Below are 17,303 nucleotides of genomic sequence, written 5' to 3' on the forward strand. Positions count from 1 at the left end.
CTTTTTGATGGGTGATTAATTAAAAATCAAAATAAAAAGTAATTTCGCAGTGTGAAAAAAGTAATGTAAAAAAAAGGAGTAGTCAATAAAAATATGCACTACTCCTAAAATTTATCTTAATTGTCCTTTTTTGATGGCTTTATGGCTAATAAATTACAGTTTAATTTACTAATTACGTGTTCTGCCGTGTTACCTAAGAAAGCCGCAGATAGACCTGTTCGTCCAATCGTTCCAAGAATAACCAATTCCGCTTCTAGTTTTTCTGCTACTTGAGGAATAACGTCTTCCGGGAAACCTTCTAGAACATGCGTATGATCATCGCTTATCCCATATTTCTGGCGTAATGCTTTCATATTTAACAAATACTGTCCGCGTAATCCGCTATTACAGTCGCCAGTGCTAAATTCCGGTAAGTCAATCGCCATATTAATCGGGGTTGGCGGATAGGCAGTAACCAGATGAATATTGCCTCGGTCTAAGGAATCGGCTAAGTCCATACTGAGTGAAACCAATTCATCATTAAATGAGCTATGTGCTTCGTTTTCATCATCAGAAACGTTTACTGCGACCAAAATACGACGTTGATGTTTCCAGTCACCGTCTTTCACCACCAAAATTGGCGTAGGACATTTACGCAAAATTTGCCAATCTACTGGGGTAACAATTAAAGATTTCAAGCTTTCTTCTGCTTTCGTGTATTTCACCACTAAATCATAATTATGGGTTTCCACTTCGCGAGTAACGGCTTCTGCTTCATTGCTGTGCCAAACCACAGTAGAGGAGAATTGGATGCCGTCAGAGGCGTATTTTTCAATATACGGTTGAATCGCTAACTTGCGTTGTTCAATGACGTTATGACGCATTTCTGTCCGCTCTTCAGAAGAAAGGAGCGCCGACATTTCGTAAGATAAGTCATAAATGGCAAGGAATAGGGTAATATTGACGGGATTTGGGCTTTTTTGCTCTTGTGCTAAGCGAACGGCTCTCGCAAGGGCGTATTGTTTGTCATTTTCCGGGTTTAAGACCACCAGTATATTATTGAATTTCATACACAACCTCCATTATTGCGATGACAAATAGGGTAGAACATATTTGCTGAAATAACAAGGTACGGTCTTTAAAAAGGTGATCTAGTGCAACATTTTTGCTGCACTAGTAACAAGGCTGGCTTAGATAACCATTTTGATTTTTGTTTTATTGGTACCGGATAATTCGATTAATTCAGCCATATTATTAATCGTAATGTATTTACCTTGAACCGATAGAATACCCAATTTCTGGAAACGGCCTAACAACCGACTGATGGTTTCGACCGTTAAGCCGAGATAGTTACCAATATCACCACGCGTCATGGTTAAACGGAATTCGCGGGCAGAAAAGCCACGTGCGGAATAACGCTGGGAGAGGTTATAAATAAAGGCGGCCAAGCGTTCCTCTGCGTTCATTTTCGACAATAATAAAATCATTTCTTGATCGCTTTTGATTTCATTACTCATCAAACGCATAATTTGTTGGCGTAATTTCGGCATTTTGCCAGATAAATCATCTAAAATATCAAAGGGAATTTCACACACCATCGCCGTTTCTAGCGCTTGAGCGAAACTAGGATGCTGCATATTCATAATAGCATCAAAGCCAACTAAATCACCGGGCAAGTGAAATGAGGTGATCTGCTCTTCACCGGTTTCGCTAATGGTATAAGATTTAATCGTGCCGGAACGAATAGCATAGATTGACGTCAGTTCATCACCGGCTTTGAACAGGACTTGGGATTTCTGAATGGGCTTCTTGCGCTCAATAATATTGTCTAACTGGTTCAACTCGTGCTCATTGAGTGTAAAAGGAATACACAACTGACTAATACTGCAGTTTTGACAATGGATAGCACATCCTCCTGATTGAACTCGACGTCCTAATTTTGTCTCTGTCGTTAGAATTTTCATCTGTTCCCCAAATTCAAAGAAAACGTATTAAAAATGGTGTAAAATTGATCTGCCTCAATAATACCACTAAATGGTCAATTTAAGAAGTATAAAACACCGAGCGAGGATTTATGGCTGCCGAAAAACTCACGAAAAAACGCTTAATTCAGATTCTTATCATGTTGATAATATTACTGATTGCATTCTTTTATCGCACTTTTTCCTATCAACCTGAAATACCGCCTCAAGAAACATCGCAAAAAGCCACCGCACTTTAGTTGTCTGAACTTTAGTTATGTCTGATATGTTGAATGACAAACCCAGAAAAATTATCCATATTGATATGGATTGTTTTTATGCTTCCGTTGAAATACGCGAAAATCCCGCATTAGCCGATAAGCCAGTTGCGGTGGGAGGGCGTGCCGAACAACGAGGGGTGTTGAGCACTTGTAATTATATTGCCCGTCAATTTGGGTTACATAGTGCAATGCCTACTGCCCAAGCCTTAAAACTGTGTCCGAATTTGGTGTTGTTGCCGGTGAATATGCCATTGTATCGTGCGGTTTCTCAACAAATTCATCAAATCTTTCAACGTTATACCACGATTATTGAGCCACTTTCGTTGGATGAGGCTTATTTAGATGTGACCGATTGTGATAAATGCGCGGGTTCCGCCACATGGATTGCGCAGGAAATTCGTCAGGCGATTTTCAATGAACTTCATCTTACTGCTTCTGCCGGCATCGCGCCGTTAAAATTCCTCGCCAAAATCGCCTCTGAGCAAAATAAACCGAACGGACAATTTGTGATTGAGCCAAAAGAGGTGAGTGAATTTATCGCCAATTTGCCTTTAAGGAAAATTCCCGGTGTGGGCAAAGTCACCGCGGAAAAATTACGGCAAATGGGATTGGTGTGCTGTGCTGATGTACAGAAAACAGATCGTCACCTGCTATTAAATTTATTCGGCAAAATGGGGCAGCGCATTTGGCAATATAGCCATGGTATTGATGAGCGGGAAATTCAACCGCACCGTGAGCGCAAATCTGTGGGCGTGGAAACCACCTTATTAAGTAATATTCATCAGTTGGAAGAAGGCGTTGACGTGTTGGCAACCCTCTATCCACAGTTAGTGAAGCGCGTGCAACGTGCTTGCCCGGAGATGCCTTTGGCGCAATTAAGAAAAATTGGTGTGAAACTCAAATTTGAAGATTTTCAAGTGACGACATTGGAGAAAAGTGCGGTGGCATTTTCACATGAAAATTTTCAACAATTGTTGGGGCAAATTTGGACACGTCGGCAGGGGAGAAGCATTCGCTTAATCGGCTTGCACGTCACCTTGCCGGAAGAAAAAGTCTCAGAACAAATGAGCCTTTGGTAAGGGTACACTACAGAATAATTTTGCTTTCTGCCTTAAAGAAATTCATCACAAACTGGCTTTTGTAGCCTTTCACATGTGCGCCGCCGATTAGCACTTCGTGAATAAAACGGTGATAGCTTGTCATATCTTCCGTATGTACCAACAGCAAATAATCATAATCGCCGGAAATTTCATAACAGGCGATCACATCCTTCTCCCCGCGCATTTTGCGTTCGAATTCATCTTGATAATGAGATTGTTGATTATCTAACTCCACCAACACAAATACGCTAATGGATTTCCCCACGGCAGAAGGAGAGACTATCGCCACTTGTTTAGTGATGACGTGACGTTGTTTTAGTAGCTGAATACGGCGTTGGCAGGTGGCAATGGTACTGTTAACCCGATCAGCCAGTTCTTTTAGCGGAAGGGTGGCATCCGTTTGTAATTCATTAAGAATCGCCCGATCAAGTTTATCTAAGTGGTACATAATTTCACCGTTTGAGAATTTTTACCAAAATTAACGCAAATTTTGAGAAATTATCTCATTATTCCCAATTAATTGAAATGGGTTATTTAGCGCGTTAAGTATAATGGCTACCGAATTAACCTAAGGTGGAGAAGAATCATGCAAGCAGTATCTAAAGGCGTGTGGCTGTGTATTTTTTCGCAAAGTTTATTTGGCATTATGTATTTATTCAGCGCATGGATGTTGCCGTTAAATGGTACGGATGTTTTTGTTTTGCGCATGATCGGATCATTATTTGCCATATTGGCGATCTTATTACCCATAATGGGCTTATCCGGTTTGAAAACCTTTATTCGCAATGAATTAGGGTCAAGTTGGAAACGTTGGTTAACCTTTTTAATGGGCAGCGCCTTGGCAGGCAGTCAGTTTTGGTTATTTATGTGGGCGCCGGTGAATGGCGAAGGCGTAAATGTAGCGGTGGGCTACTTTTTATTTCCGTTAGTCATGGCATTTGGCGGTTATTTATGGTTTAAAGAACGCTTAACCTTATTACAAAAAATGGCGTTATTTTTAGCTGCACTGGGTGTCGCCCATGAATTGTGGACGACACAAACCTTCTCTTGGACCAGCCTATGGGTTTGCTTAGGTTATCCACCGTATTATTTAAGCCGTCGCGCTATGAAAACACCGGCGTTGCAAGGCTTAACGTTAGATATTATTTTTATTTCGATTCCCTGCTTTATTTACTTGGCATTTCAACCGAATGTAACAGATTTACTGGTCAGCGATTCGCGCTATTGGTTATTCGTGCCATTATTGGGATTAATTAGCGCCGTTTCAGTGACTGCCAATCTAAAATCCGGTCTATTGTTGCCGGTGAGTTTATTTTCCATGATGAGCTATCTTGAACCAAGCCTGCTTTTTTTATTCGCCATTTGGTTCTTACACACACCGGTGAATGAATCCGCCTATTTAACCTATTTTTTCATTTGGAGCGGATTGCTGTTGTTAATGTTAAACAGCCTCTACCATTGGCGCTTTTCCACCCGCAGGACGTTACATACAAAAACGGTCTAAAGCAATCAATCATCTCTTCTGTAGCGTGCAACTTGTTGCACGAAATCGTGAATGCCTGAAGGGGTTAAAACAACGTTCCATGCGTGGGTTGGTCGTGCAACAAGTTGCACGCTACGCATGAAATCGTAAATTACGTATCGAGGTTAATCATTCGTGCAACAAGTTGCACGCTACGCACGAAATCGTGAATTACGTATCGAGATTAATTATTCGTGTATCAAGATACGCAATACGCACAAAATCATGAATTACATATTGAGGTTAATCATTCGTGCAACAAGTTGCATGCGACGAGAGGGTAAATATTATGCTAGCGTATGGTTTTTATAGCCAGACGTTGGCTGGCGATAATTAAAAACTTTTCCATTGAAGAAATGTTAACTTATTGCATTTTTACGTTGAAAAAAGTGTTTCTTATATGGATTTTTTCGTTAGAAAAAATGTTTTAAGCTCGCTATAATCTATTCAATTCATCACTTTGAGAAACATTATGCAGCGAAAAATTATCCAATCCTTAGAAAAATGGAAGCACAAAACCAACCGCAAGCCATTGATTATCCAAGGGGCAAGGCAGGTTGGTAAAACTTGGGCGATGAAACACTTTGGCGAGACATCCTTTGAGAAAGTGGCGTATATCAACTTTGATAATAACCCTCGTATGAAAACGTTATTTTCAGGCGACTATGATATTGATCGCTTGATACTTGGCTTAAAAATTGAAAGCGGTGTCGATATTCAAGCGGAAAATACCCTGATTATTTTTGATGAAGTGCAAGAAGTCCCACAAGCATTATCTTCACTCAAATATTTTTACGAAAATGCGCCGCAGTTTTATATTATCGCAGCGGGGTCATTGCTGGGAGTATCGTTACATCATCAAGCGTCATTTCCTGTCGGCAAGGTGGACTTTCTACCGCTTTATCCCATGGATTTTCACGAATTTCTAACCGCACTTGGCAAACAAGATTTGGTGAAATTGCTGGAATTAAAAGACTGGTCGCTAATTTCAGCCATGAAAACCACCTATATTGATTTACTCCGTCTATATTATTTTGTCGGCGGTATGCCCGAAGCGGTAAAAGTATTTATCGAAACACAAAATGTCGATGAAGTGCGTCAAATACAGCGTAATTTATTGATGGCATATGAACAAGATTTTTCCAAACATATTCACGACGGGCAAACTGTGCAAAAAGTGCGGTCAATTTGGGCATCTATTCCTGAACAGCTTGCCAAAGAAAATAAAAAATTCATTTATTCCCAACTTCAAAAAGGGGCGCGGAGCAAAGATTATGAAATTGCGTTGCAATGGCTAAAAGACAGCGGTTTGGTGCATCGTGTGCCTCGTGTGAAAAAGCCACATTTGCCCCTTTCCGCCTATGAAGATAATGCCTTTAAATTGTATGGCTTAGATGTGGGATTGCTTGCCGCACAAAGCAATTTAGATGCCAGTGTACTGCTAGAGGGTAGCCGTATCTTCAGCGAATTTAAAGGCGCATTGACTGAACAATACGTCCTGCAACAACTGATTGCCACACAAGACAACCCGGTGTTTTATTGGGCAACTGAAAAAGGCACGGCAGAGGTCGATTTTGTTGTGCAACGTAAGCAAGCTGTAATTCCGATTGAAGTCAAAGCGGAAGAAAATTTAAAAGCGAAAAGTTTAAAAGTGTATGTAGAACAATTTCAGTCTGAGAAAGCAATTCGCTTTTCCATGGCAGACTATCGGGAACAGGATTGGATGGTGAATGTGCCGTTGTATAATATTGAATCTATCCTAGACGAAAATTAAGGGAGCTATGATGATTGATAATACATTTATTGCAGTCGGCATACCATCTTCTTATCCTAGTAAGGATTCTCCTAATAAAATGGTTAATGACATATGTTTTGAGCCTCTTGATTAAACAAATATACTTACAAAAAATCCCCTAAATACTCCAGTGAGAAATTTAGGGGATTGTTATTTTAAATAAGGCGTGCTTATTTCATCCCTTTTTTAACCAAATCCTCATAACCGCCATGGTTGGTAACGTTGGTGTAACCTGCTTTTTTCAGTGCGTTTAACGCCACTTCTGCACGGCGACCGCTGCGGCAGTAGAGGTTGATAGGTGCGTCTTTATCCGGGCTAACGGATTGGATGCGTTCAAGGATTTGATCGTGCGGAATGTTAATCGCATCTTGTAAATGGCCTGCGTTAAATTCTTCGGCAGAGCGAACATCAATCCAAACACCTTTTGTGTTTGCTTGTTGCGCCATCGCTTTTTCTGTTTCTGGCATAGAAGCTGCTGAGGCAGCTAAGGGGGCTGTCATCGCAGCAGCGAAAACGACTGCAGTCATTAATTTTTTCATGATTTAATCTCCTTTTATATGGATGGTTATGTGTTTTAAACCGCCCACTATGTTACTCATAAACTCGACAGTAATAAATGGCAAAGTAGGTTAAAAATAAAACATTTTACGAATTGCTTTGATAGGGAGCTAAGGGGATTTAAGGGAATTTAGCCAAAGCTCAAGCGATCAGATGTTGAGTGTTGAAAAACATCTAAAAATCTGACCGCACTTTGAACTATTTCACACTCAATCTCACCGCCACGGTTTCGCCAGACTGAAGATAGCGATGGATTCGTGCGGTTTCTACGCACACCATGGTTTGATAGCCGTTTTCAGCCATGTTGCTTGTGGCTTTGTGCCATGGGTTCCATAACACCACATCGCTGGCATTGTGATGTGTCACGAATAGGGTGCGTTGGTTGGTTTGGTCGTGAATTTCCGTTGGTTCCTGTGGGGCGACATAAATGCAATCCACGTTTTCATTGATGGTGCGTGGTGAAGGCACGGTTTCCTGCGATTGGGTCAGGGAGTTAAAACAGGTTGTTGGCAGGTTGACGATCGTTGTGTTAGCGATGTTGCCAATGTTGAAATAACTGTGTAGCGCCAGTTGCACGTTTTCCATGCCGGTTTCGCCGTAGTGAGTAAAGCGTACATCGCAATGTTCGGTGAACAGCATTTCAATTTTAGCCAAGATGAGGTGGTGTTTTGAAAACAACGAAAAAACCAACCGCACTTTGTCACTGCCAATCTCATAGTCGCTTAGTTGCCACAGGCTGGTGCGCGCGAAACCGTGCGCCGGTGTGCCGGCATTATTAAACCATGGATAGCAAATCGGGATGCCGCCACGAATTGCCGTGCCGGCGTTAAACGGCTCGATGTCGCTTAACCACAATACATCTTGCTTGCTGTGCGCCGGTTGCCAACTGAATAAATGCGCCCCTTGCAAGGCGATTTTGGCGGTGCCGACGGCGTGGTGTAAATGTAAAACGGGAATGTCGTTGTAAGCATATAAGCTCAATTCCGGCGTGATTTGTTGTTGTAATTGAATGTTCATCGTTTTGTCCTTATTGATTCAGAAAGAGGGGAAATCTGCTATACTGTGCCGACTTTTTAACAGGTGAAAAATAATGGCGTATTCAAAACAAATTAGCAAGGCGTTTTCCCCAGACGGTGCATTGAGCGCCCATATCAAGGGCTTTCGTCCCCGCGCAGAACAGCTCGACATGGCGACGGCGGTGGGCAAGGCGATTGAACAGCAAGGGGCGTTAGTGGTGGAAGCCGGCACGGGTACGGGCAAAACCTTTGCGTATTTGGCGCCGGCGTTATTGGCGAAAAAGAAAACCATCATTTCCACCGGTTCTAAAAATTTACAGGATCAGCTGTTCAATCGCGACTTGCCCGCCATTCAAAAAGCCCTCAGGTATAGCGGCAAAATTGCTTTGCTCAAAGGGCGAGCCAATTATTTATGTTTAGAACGTTTGGAACAGGTGATAGCACAAGGCGTGCTGGGTGACCGCAGTGTGCTGCACGATTTATCCAAAGTGCGCAAATGGCGCAATGCCACGAAGACCGGGGATTTGTCGGAATGTATTGAAATTGCCGAAGACAGCCCGATTTTGCCTCAACTCACCAGCACGGCGGAAAGTTGTTTGGGGAGTGATTGCCCCAATTATGCGGATTGTTTTGTGGCATTGGCGCGTAAAAAAGCGTTGAATGCGGATTTGGTGGTGGTCAATCATCACTTATTTTTTGCTGACATGGCAGTGAAAGAAAACGGCTTCGGCGAATTGATTCCAAATGCAGAAGTGATTGTGTTTGATGAAGCGCACCAACTGCCTGATATCGCCAGCCAATATTTTGGTCAATCGGTGACATCCCGCCAACTTTTTGATTTGTGCAAAGACATTCAAATTACCTACCGCACTGAAGTGAAAGACATGAAACAGCTTGGTGTGGCGGCAGATCAGCTGTTAAAAATCGTACAGGATTTTCGTTTAATGTTGGGTGAAGGCAATTTGCGCGGTAATTGGCGACAAATGCTACAACAAAGTGCGGTCAAAAAAGCCTTTGATTTTTTACTGGAAAAACTGAATTTCACCGCTGAAGTGGTGAAATTAAGCTTGGGGCGTTCACAAACGCTGGACAGCATTTTTGAGCGCATTGCGCAGTTACAAAATTTACTTAAACGCCTGACGGAAACAGAAATTACCGGCTATTGCTATTGGTTTGAATGTATCGGTCGCCAGTTTGGGCTGCATATTACCCCGCTCACCGTAGCGGATAAATTCGGTGAGCAAATGGCAAAACAAAAATGCGCCTGGATTTTCACCTCAGCCACGCTGGAAGTAGGTGGCACTTTTGCCCATTTTTGCCAGCGTTTAGGTATTCAACAGGCTGCGCAAAAAATTCTGCCGAGCCCTTTTAATTATGCAGAGCAATCCTTGCTTTGCGTGCCACGTTATCTACCGGCAACCAATCACAGCGGCACGTTCACTCAATTAGGCAAAATGTTACTGCCGATTATCGAAGCCAACCAAGGCCGTTGTTTTGTGCTTTGCACGTCGTACGCCATGATGCGTAGCCTAGCGGATTATTTTCGTGAAAGCAGTGAACTGACGATTTTATTGCAGGGCGAAACGGCGAAAACGACGCTGTTGGAACAATTTATTTCACAATCCCACAGCGTGCTGGTGGCAACTTCCAGTTTTTGGGAGGGCGTGGATGTGCGGGGCGATGCGTTGTCATTGGTGATTATCGATAAATTGCCGTTTACTGCGCCTGACGAGCCTTTACTGAAAGCACGTATTGAAGATTGTCGCTTGCAGGGCGGTGATCCGTTTAACGATATTCAAATTCCCGAAGCGGTGATTACCTTGAAGCAGGGCGTAGGGCGGTTAATTCGTGATGTGACCGATCGCGGTGCTGTGATTATTTGCGATAACCGCTTGGTGATGCGACCTTATGGGGAAACCTTTTTACGCAGTTTGCCGAATTTTAAACGTACGCGGGATTTGCACAAAGTGGTACAATTCTTAACAACGTTAAAGACAGACGATAACAACGAATCAATATAAATATGAAAAATGTCACATTATTAGCTTTAGATACCGCAACAGAGGCTTGTTCGGTTGCTTTGTTACGCGGCGGTGAAAAAACACATTTAACGCAATTTGCACAGCGCGAACACACCAAGCATATTTTGCCGATGGTGGATGAAATTTTGGCTCAAGCAGGCATTACGCTACATCAAGTGGATGCCTTGGTTTTCGGTCGTGGCCCGGGTAGCTTTACCGGTGTGCGCATTGGTGCCGGCATTGCGCAAGGCTTAGCCTTTGGGGCTGATTTGCCAGTGATTCCGGTGTCCAATTTGGCCGCCATGGCACAAGCTGCCTATGCGAAATATCAGGCAGAAAATGTGCTGACAGCCATTGATGCCCGTATGAATGAAGTGTATTTTGCCCAATGGCAGGCGCAAAAAGTGCGGTCAGATTTCGGCGAGTTTTTAGATTGGCAGCCGATGATTGCCGAGCAGGTTTGTAGCCCGTCAAAAGTCATTGAGCAAGTCGCTCAACAACATCATGAAAATGCCGTTTTAGCAGGAACCGGCTGGGCGGCTTATCCTGAGTTAAAAGAAGCGAATCTTGGTAAAGCGACAGAGATCACCTTGCCTTCCGCTTTATATATGTTGGATTTGGCATTGCCAAAATGGTTTGCCGGCGAGACCATCAGCCCGTTGGAGATTGAACCGATTTACTTACGTAATGAAGTGACGTGGAAGAAATTGCCGGGGCGAGAATAGATTTTAATCACCTTTTGAGAGGAGCATTAAAATGAGCAAAAAAATAGGGTTAATATTGACCGCACTTTCTCTTGTTTTAACCGGTTGTGTGTCGGCGCCGCAAGGGTTAGAACCAAAACAATTTGATGCGTTAAATTTAAATAACATTCAACCGCAAGATTACGACTGCCGTTGTGTGAAAGTGCGTTTGGGCGGCAAAGTGATTTCCGCTACCGCCTTAAAAAATCAGACAAAAGTGGAAGTGTTGAATCAAACTGTCGCGTATTTCTCTGCAAAACCGATGATTGATAGCCACAGCAATGGGCGATTTATTGCCTACTTAAACGGTTTTGTGGACCCGGAAAACTTAAAAGATCAATACATTACCGTTGCCGGCGTGCTAAGTGGCAAAGAGCAGGGCAAAATTGATCAAGCGGATTACCGCTATCCGGTGGTGCAGGCACATCAATATCGTCTTTGGAAGCTCGTGCAAGAATATTATTACGATCCGGATGATATGGATGATTACGGGCCGTTTTATCCATACGGTTGGGGCGCACCGAGATTCATGTGGGCCGAACCACGTCTTCGCTATAATTTGTATTAACTTTGGGCGGAATGTTAGAATTCCGCCTCATTTCATAAAAATAAAGAAAAAAGATTAGGCATCACTATGACTAAACCTTGGTTTCAAAATTATCCGGAAGGTTCTGAGCGTGAATTGGATACGTCAGAATATGATTCGATTTTAGATATGTTTGATAAAGCGATTCGCGAACATCCCGACCGTGCTGCGTATATTAATATGGGGCAAGTGTTAACGTTTCGTAAATTGGAAGAACGCAGCCGTGCTTTTGCAGCCTATTTGCAAAATGAATTGAAGTTGGAGCGTGGTGAGCGTGTGGCATTAATGATGCCGAATTTGTTGCAATATCCAATCGCCTTGTTTGGTATTTTACGCGCGGGTCTTGTGGTGGTGAACGTGAATCCGCTTTACACACCACGCGAGTTAGAACACCAACTTCAAGACAGTGGTGCTAAAGCCATTGTGGTGGTGTCTAACTTTGCTTCTACCTTAGAAAAAATTGTTTTTAACACCTCCGTGAAACACGTTATTTTGACCCGTATGGGCGATCAGTTGTCTTTTGGTAAACGCACATTAGTGAACTTCGTGGTGAAATACGTGAAGAAACTCGTGCCAAAATATAAGTTGCCAAATGCGGTCACGTTCCGTGAAGTGTTGAGTGTGGGTAAATATCGTCAATATGTCCGTCCGCAAATAGAACGCAATGATTTGGCCTTTTTGCAATACACCGGTGGTACGACGGGCGTAGCAAAAGGCGCGATGTTGTCGCACGGCAATATTATCGTGAATGTGTTCCAAGCCAAGTGGATTGCCCATCCTTTTGTGGGCGATCGGAGTCGTGAACGATTAGCCATTTTGGCCTTGCCTCTGTATCACGTTTTTGCCCTCACCGTGAACTGCTTGTTGTTTATTGAATTGGGGGTGACTGCCGTATTAATTACGAACCCGCGTGATATTCCGGGCTTTGTTAAAGAACTGAAAAAATATCCGTTTGTGGCGATTACCGGCGTGAATACCTTGTTTAACGCCTTGCTAAACAATGACGAGTTGAAGAACGTGAATTTCTCTGCCTTAAAACTTTCAGTGGGCGGCGGCATGGCGATTCACCAATCCGTTGCCACCCGTTGGCATGAATTGACCGGTTGTAACATTATTGAAGGTTACGGCATGACGGAATGCTCTCCGCTCATTGCGGCGTGCCCGGTGAATGTGGTGAAGCATAACGGCAGTATTGGTGTGCCGGTGCCGAATACGGACATTCGCATTTTGAAAGAAGACGGCACTGAAGCGGCTCTCGGTGAAGCCGGGGAGTTGTGGGTGAAAGGCGAACAGGTGATGCAAGGCTATTGGCAACGCCCGGAAGCCACCGCAGAAGTGATCAAAGACGGTTGGATGGCAACCGGTGATATTGTGATCATGGATGAAAGTTACAGCTTGCGTATTGTGGATCGCAAAAAAGACATGATTTTGGTGTCCGGTTTTAACGTGTATCCGAACGAAATCGAAGATGTGGCGATGTTAAACAATAAAGTGGCGGAAGTGGCGGCAATTGGCGTGCCAAATGAGGTATCCGGGGAAACCATCAAACTCTTCGTGGTGAAGAAAGAGGAAAGTTTAACCCGCGATGAATTACGACAACACTGTCGTAAATATTTAACCGGCTACAAAATTCCAAAAGACATTGAGTTCCGTGAGACATTGCCGAAAACCAACGTGGGTAAAATTTTACGTCGTGTTTTACGTGATGAAGAAATGGCGAAACGTGCGACAACTGCCTAAATTATTTTATTAATCAATTCGAGAGAATGTCGCTTTACAGCACATTCTCTCCTTTATTTCTATGACATATCAAATAAAAGAATGTAACAGTTCGTAGCACGACCAAATTACGCACGGAACGTTATTTAACTCTTTCGGACATTCATGATTTCGTGCAACAAGTTGCACGCTACGATTCTAAAAAAGTGCGGTGAGTTTTTATGACGTTTAAAAACGTGTTGAAAATCCACCGCACTTTTATTCATGGCGATTATTGCAATTTCTTACCTTCAAACTCACCATTGAGACTTTCTAAGAAAGAAGTAATGTCATCAATGTCTTGCTGTTGCGGTTTCACATTACTTTGATATTTCAGCATGATACGAACAGCTTCTTTCAAGTCTTTTGCAGAGGCATCATGCATATAAGGCGCAGTTAATGCGATATTACGCAATGACGGCACTTTAAAGCGATGCATATCATACGGATCCTTGGTTTGAGCGAAACGACCTTGATCGGCTTCAGTGATTGGTGTGCCACGATCTTTGAAGTAATCACCGTAAATACCCATGTATTCGTAAGATTGGCCGCCCATATTCACACCGGTATGGCAGGTATCGCATTTATATTTTTTAAATAATTCGTAGCCTTTTAATTGCTGTTCATTTAATGCGGTTTTATCGCCTTTTAAGTAGCGGTCAAAATCGCTATTTGGGGTGATCAAGGTTTTTTCATATTCACCGATCGCGTGGGTTAATGTCGCTTGGCTCACTTCAGGATAGACTTTTAAAAATTCTTCCTTGAATTCTTCATCCTGTTTAAATTTTGCTACGATGTCATCCCATGAATGGCTGCCCATTTCGACCGGATTAATGGGTGGTCCTCCCGCTTGTGCGGCAAGATCGATTGCGCGGCCATCCCAGAATTGAACAAAGTTAAATGCGGCATTAAATACGGTTGGCGCATTGATACCCCCTTTTTTACCGTCAATACCGGTGGAGACATCTAAGCGGTCAACTCCACCTTTGTCAAGCTGGTGACAGCTGTGGCATTGAACGGTGCCATCTGCAGAGAGGCGGTCATCCATAAAGAGTTTGCGACCAAGTTCTACTTTGGCAGGATCGGTCATAATAGCATCGGGAATTGGTTGGATCAGATTGTGGGGGGTGGCGCCTTGCGTATTTGCCGGCAAAAAGGCCTTGCGTTGCTCACGAATCCAATTTAATAACGTGTTTTTTTCGTTTTCATCCGGACGGCTTCCCCAGTGAACATGGCGGAATTTAGCTACCGGCATTTCGTTATTTTCAATCACGCGTTCAAGTTTTGCTAAATCCACTTCAGATAATTTACTCGGATCTTTTAAGCCATCCAGTAATTTATTTAATAAAAAGACGCGTTTACCTGATTCAATATCATGGCTTAAGACAGAATCTGCGAAGGGAAGGTTCGCGTAGAAAGGCAAATCAGCATTCGAGGTATGACAATACTGGCAGCCATTATCAAACAAAATTTTGGCAACCTTCTGTTGTTCGGCAGAGTAATTACCCTCAGCAAGTAATTTTTCTGACTGTCCTTTATCATATTGATGGATATATCCAACAACGCCTAAATAACCGGCAATCGCAATGACAGCGGCTTTAAGTGCAAATTTTTTCATCCTTTGTGCTCCAATGTTAGAAAAGTAAAAACAGCAGCGCGATTTTGACGAAAAACTAAATCTAAATATATGATTTAAATCAATAAAAATGATTTGAAAAAACGATGGGTGAAATTGATTGCATTAATCAAAAAGAGGTATTTTATGAAATAACTTGTCATTGAAGCATGGTAAACCCAAACACCAAAAGGAAAATTCCGTTTTTTTGTATATTTTTTTTGCATTTAGTCAACAAATACGATAAAAAGCTTGTGTTAATACAAAAAGCTAGATATTATCGCACGCAATTTGCGACCGTAGCTCAGTTGGTTAGAGCACCACCTTGACATGGTGGGGGTCACTGGTTCGAGTCCAGCCGGTCGCACCATATTTTCCTTTCATAAAGTATCATAAAGTTCCATTCATCATATAAAATCAAATATTTATAGCCTTTTTGTTTGTTTTATTGTCTCGTAGAGTTTCATAGAGTATCATTCAATTTCATGATTTTAGTATTACATTTAGCATCATAACTTCAGTTTTTCTGCGTTTGTAATACCAAAAATACGTTCGTATTACGGATCTAAGATATAGCGATTCTAGAATCGTAGCGTGCAACTTGTTGCACGAAATCGTGAATATTAAATAACGTTCCGTGCGTGGTTTGGTCGTGCATCAAGATGCACGCTACGCACGAGATCTTGAATTACGCATAGCCCATGATTTTTATAGTCTGGCTATAAATAAAAAACAACCGCACTTTTTCAAGTACGGTTGTTTTATCTTTAATTAAGAATAAATTATTCTACGCCAACCATTAAGTCGCTTTGATAATTGCATAAGCGTCTTTGCCTACCGCTAAACCTAATTCTTTTACCGCTTCAAGAGAGATGGTGGAAGAAATCACGTTGCCAACACCGATATCAAGGTGAACGATTGCGTTTACAGAACCGCTTTCGATTGAAACAACTTTACCTTTTAATTGGTTTCTTGCACTAATTTTCATAGAAATTTCCTTGTGTTGATGCCTAAGAGAGGTAGCCAAAAATGATAGAAAACTAATCGCACTTTGTTTTTGAGAGAGAAAAGTGCGGTCAGTTTTGAGACTGTTTTTCAGAAAACAAAAAACGGCATCTATTTTGATGCCGTTTTCTTTTAAAGCGCGGTTAAAAATTACAACACTTTGACAATGCTTTCGCAGAGGTAACGAATGTTGTCTTCGGTAATGCCGGCAACGTTGATACGACCTGAACGTACCGCATAAATTGCAAATTCTTCTTTCAAGCGATCCACTTGTTCTGTGGTTAAGCCACTGAAAGAGAACATACCGTTTTGGTTGATGATGAAGCTAAAGTCTTGTTGTGCACCGTATTCTTTAAGCAATTCAACAAAACGGTGACGCATTTTTTTGATGCGGTCGCGCATTTCGGTGAGTTCGTTTTCCCAGTCTTGGCGTAATTTTGCATCATTTAATACCAATGCAACGGTATTTGCCCCGTGAGAAGATGGGTTAGAGTAGAGGGTGCGGATAATGACTTTCACTTGAGTTAATGCTGTCGCGGCGATATCGGAGTTTTCTGCCACCACCGTGAATGCACCAACACGTTCATTGTATAAACCGAAGTTTTTAGAGAAGGAGCTTGCCACTAAAAGTTCTTTGTGATTTTTCGCGAAAGCGCGTAAACCGTAAGCATCTTCTTCTAAACCGTGGGCAAAGCCTTGATAAGCGAAGTCGAATAATGGCAACCAGCCTTTTTGTGCAGACATTTCAGCCAGTTTGTCCCATTGTTCCGGCGTTGGGTCGATACCGGTCGGGTTGTGGCAGCAACCGTGAAGTAAAACCACATCGCCTTCACCGGCTTGGCTTAAATCGGCAATTAAGTTGTCCCAGTCTAAGGCTTTGCGCTCGGCATCGTAATAACGGTATTCGCGAATATTGATGCCCACCGCTTTGAAAATCGCATTGTGGTTTGGCCAGGTTGGAGTGCTTATCCACACATTTTGGCTGTTAGTTTGGCGTTTAACGAACTCTGCAGCAATGCGAAGCGCACCGGTGCCACCTAAACTTTGTACGGTTCTTGCACGATTGTTTTTCACAATGTCAGAGTTGGCACCGAACAATAATTCTTTGGTGCGTGCGTTAAAATCGGCAACGCCGTCAATCGGCAAGTAGTTTTTGGTATTTTCTTGTTCTAATAAACGTCTTTCTGCTTCTTTTACCGCTTTAACAATCGGGGTATTGCCTTTGTCATCTTTATAGACACCGATACCTAAATTAATCTTGTTACTGCGGGTTTCAGATTTAAATGCTTCGCCTAAACCTAAAATTGGATCCGCCGGTGCGGCAGTAATCTTTTCAAACATAGTGTTATCCTCGGATGGTGGG

General features: G+C 42.6%; 16 protein-coding genes and 1 tRNA gene. 9 read left to right on the top strand and 8 right to left on the bottom strand.

Annotated elements, in window-relative coordinates; all coding sequences use genetic code 11:
- Positions 1–116: 116 nt before the first annotated feature.
- Positions 117–1,049, bottom strand: a complete 933-nt coding sequence (gene uspE, locus AC30SF_RS04730) for a universal stress protein UspE (RefSeq protein WP_314400907.1) — start codon at positions 1,047–1,049, stop codon at positions 117–119.
- 120 nt (positions 1,050–1,169) lie between these two features.
- Positions 1,170–1,943: a fumarate/nitrate reduction transcriptional regulator Fnr gene (gene fnr, locus AC30SF_RS04735; RefSeq protein ID WP_021616200.1), complete on the bottom strand. Its 774-nt coding sequence runs from the start codon at positions 1,941–1,943 to the stop codon at positions 1,170–1,172.
- Between the two features lie 110 nt (positions 1,944–2,053).
- Here fnr and AC30SF_RS04740 point away from each other — a divergent pair, with 110 nt between their 5' ends.
- Both AC30SF_RS04740 and dinB read left to right on the top strand, forming a co-directional pair.
- Positions 2,054–2,200, top strand: coding sequence for a hypothetical protein (locus tag AC30SF_RS04740; protein WP_297929419.1), 147 nt, complete (start codon positions 2,054–2,056; stop codon positions 2,198–2,200).
- A gap of 17 nt (positions 2,201–2,217) precedes the next feature.
- Entirely contained in the window at positions 2,218–3,300 is a 1,083-nt protein-coding gene (gene dinB, locus AC30SF_RS04745; RefSeq protein WP_489607721.1) for a DNA polymerase IV, read from the top strand.
- A gap of 7 nt (positions 3,301–3,307) precedes the next feature.
- Here the strand turns inward: dinB and AC30SF_RS04750 are convergent, their stop codons facing one another.
- On the bottom strand, positions 3,308–3,769 hold the full coding sequence (locus AC30SF_RS04750; protein ID WP_489607722.1) for an Lrp/AsnC family transcriptional regulator: 462 nt from the start codon (positions 3,767–3,769) through the stop codon (positions 3,308–3,310).
- A gap of 138 nt (positions 3,770–3,907) precedes the next feature.
- On the opposite strand from AC30SF_RS04750, the gene AC30SF_RS04755 reads away from it, so the two are divergent.
- Together AC30SF_RS04755 and AC30SF_RS04760 are read left to right on the top strand one after the other, a co-directional pair.
- Complete coding sequence (locus AC30SF_RS04755) at positions 3,908–4,825, top strand: EamA family transporter (RefSeq protein WP_489606657.1); 918 nt, start codon at positions 3,908–3,910, stop codon at positions 4,823–4,825.
- A gap of 490 nt (positions 4,826–5,315) precedes the next feature.
- Positions 5,316–6,617, top strand: coding sequence for an ATP-binding protein (locus tag AC30SF_RS04760; protein ID WP_489607723.1), 1,302 nt, complete (start codon positions 5,316–5,318; stop codon positions 6,615–6,617).
- A gap of 191 nt (positions 6,618–6,808) precedes the next feature.
- Here the strand turns inward: AC30SF_RS04760 and AC30SF_RS04765 are convergent, their stop codons facing one another.
- Together AC30SF_RS04765 and AC30SF_RS04770 are read right to left on the bottom strand one after the other, a co-directional pair.
- The gene (locus tag AC30SF_RS04765; protein ID WP_109127836.1) at positions 6,809–7,177 is read right to left on the bottom strand and encodes a rhodanese-like domain-containing protein; all 369 of its coding nucleotides are present in this window, start codon (positions 7,175–7,177) and stop codon (positions 6,809–6,811) included.
- A 217-nt stretch (positions 7,178–7,394) separates the two neighbouring features.
- On the bottom strand, positions 7,395–8,213 hold the full coding sequence (locus AC30SF_RS04770; protein WP_489607724.1) for a D-hexose-6-phosphate mutarotase: 819 nt from the start codon (positions 8,211–8,213) through the stop codon (positions 7,395–7,397).
- Positions 8,214–8,286: 73 nt separating this feature from the next.
- Here AC30SF_RS04770 and yoaA point away from each other — a divergent pair, with 73 nt between their 5' ends.
- From yoaA to fadD, 4 genes are all read left to right on the top strand, one after another.
- Entirely contained in the window at positions 8,287–10,233 is a 1,947-nt protein-coding gene (gene yoaA / locus AC30SF_RS04775) for a DNA repair helicase YoaA (RefSeq protein ID WP_489607725.1), read from the top strand.
- A 2-nt stretch (positions 10,234–10,235) separates the two neighbouring features.
- Positions 10,236–10,958 (top strand): tRNA (adenosine(37)-N6)-threonylcarbamoyltransferase complex dimerization subunit type 1 TsaB, encoded by a 723-nt coding sequence (gene tsaB / locus AC30SF_RS04780; RefSeq protein WP_489607726.1) that lies wholly within the window; start codon positions 10,236–10,238, stop codon positions 10,956–10,958.
- A gap of 31 nt (positions 10,959–10,989) precedes the next feature.
- The gene (locus tag AC30SF_RS04785) at positions 10,990–11,544 is read left to right on the top strand and encodes a Slp family lipoprotein (RefSeq protein WP_311463592.1); all 555 of its coding nucleotides are present in this window, start codon (positions 10,990–10,992) and stop codon (positions 11,542–11,544) included.
- 66 nt (positions 11,545–11,610) lie between these two features.
- Positions 11,611–13,302, top strand: coding sequence for a long-chain-fatty-acid--CoA ligase FadD (gene fadD, locus AC30SF_RS04790; RefSeq protein ID WP_489607727.1), 1,692 nt, complete (start codon positions 11,611–11,613; stop codon positions 13,300–13,302).
- A gap of 250 nt (positions 13,303–13,552) precedes the next feature.
- On the opposite strand, the gene AC30SF_RS04795 is transcribed toward fadD, so the two are convergent.
- Positions 13,553–14,938 carry a cytochrome c peroxidase gene (locus AC30SF_RS04795; protein WP_489607728.1) on the bottom strand — a complete coding sequence of 462 codons (1,386 nt, stop codon included), beginning with the start codon at positions 14,936–14,938 and terminating at the stop codon, positions 13,553–13,555.
- Positions 14,939–15,228: 290 nt separating this feature from the next.
- On the opposite strand from AC30SF_RS04795, the gene AC30SF_RS04800 reads away from it, so the two are divergent.
- A tRNA-Val gene (locus AC30SF_RS04800) sits at positions 15,229–15,305 on the top strand.
- Between the two features lie 429 nt (positions 15,306–15,734).
- Here AC30SF_RS04800 and AC30SF_RS04805 read toward each other — a convergent pair.
- Together AC30SF_RS04805 and AC30SF_RS04810 are read right to left on the bottom strand one after the other, a co-directional pair.
- Positions 15,735–15,923, bottom strand: coding sequence for a TOBE domain-containing protein (locus tag AC30SF_RS04805; protein WP_489607729.1), 189 nt, complete (start codon positions 15,921–15,923; stop codon positions 15,735–15,737).
- 167 nt (positions 15,924–16,090) lie between these two features.
- Entirely contained in the window at positions 16,091–17,281 is a 1,191-nt protein-coding gene (locus AC30SF_RS04810; RefSeq protein WP_489607730.1) for an amino acid aminotransferase, read from the bottom strand.
- Between the last annotated feature and the right edge of the window lie 22 nt (positions 17,282–17,303).

The sequence above is a fragment of the Aggregatibacter valvarum genome (assembly GCF_980468985.1).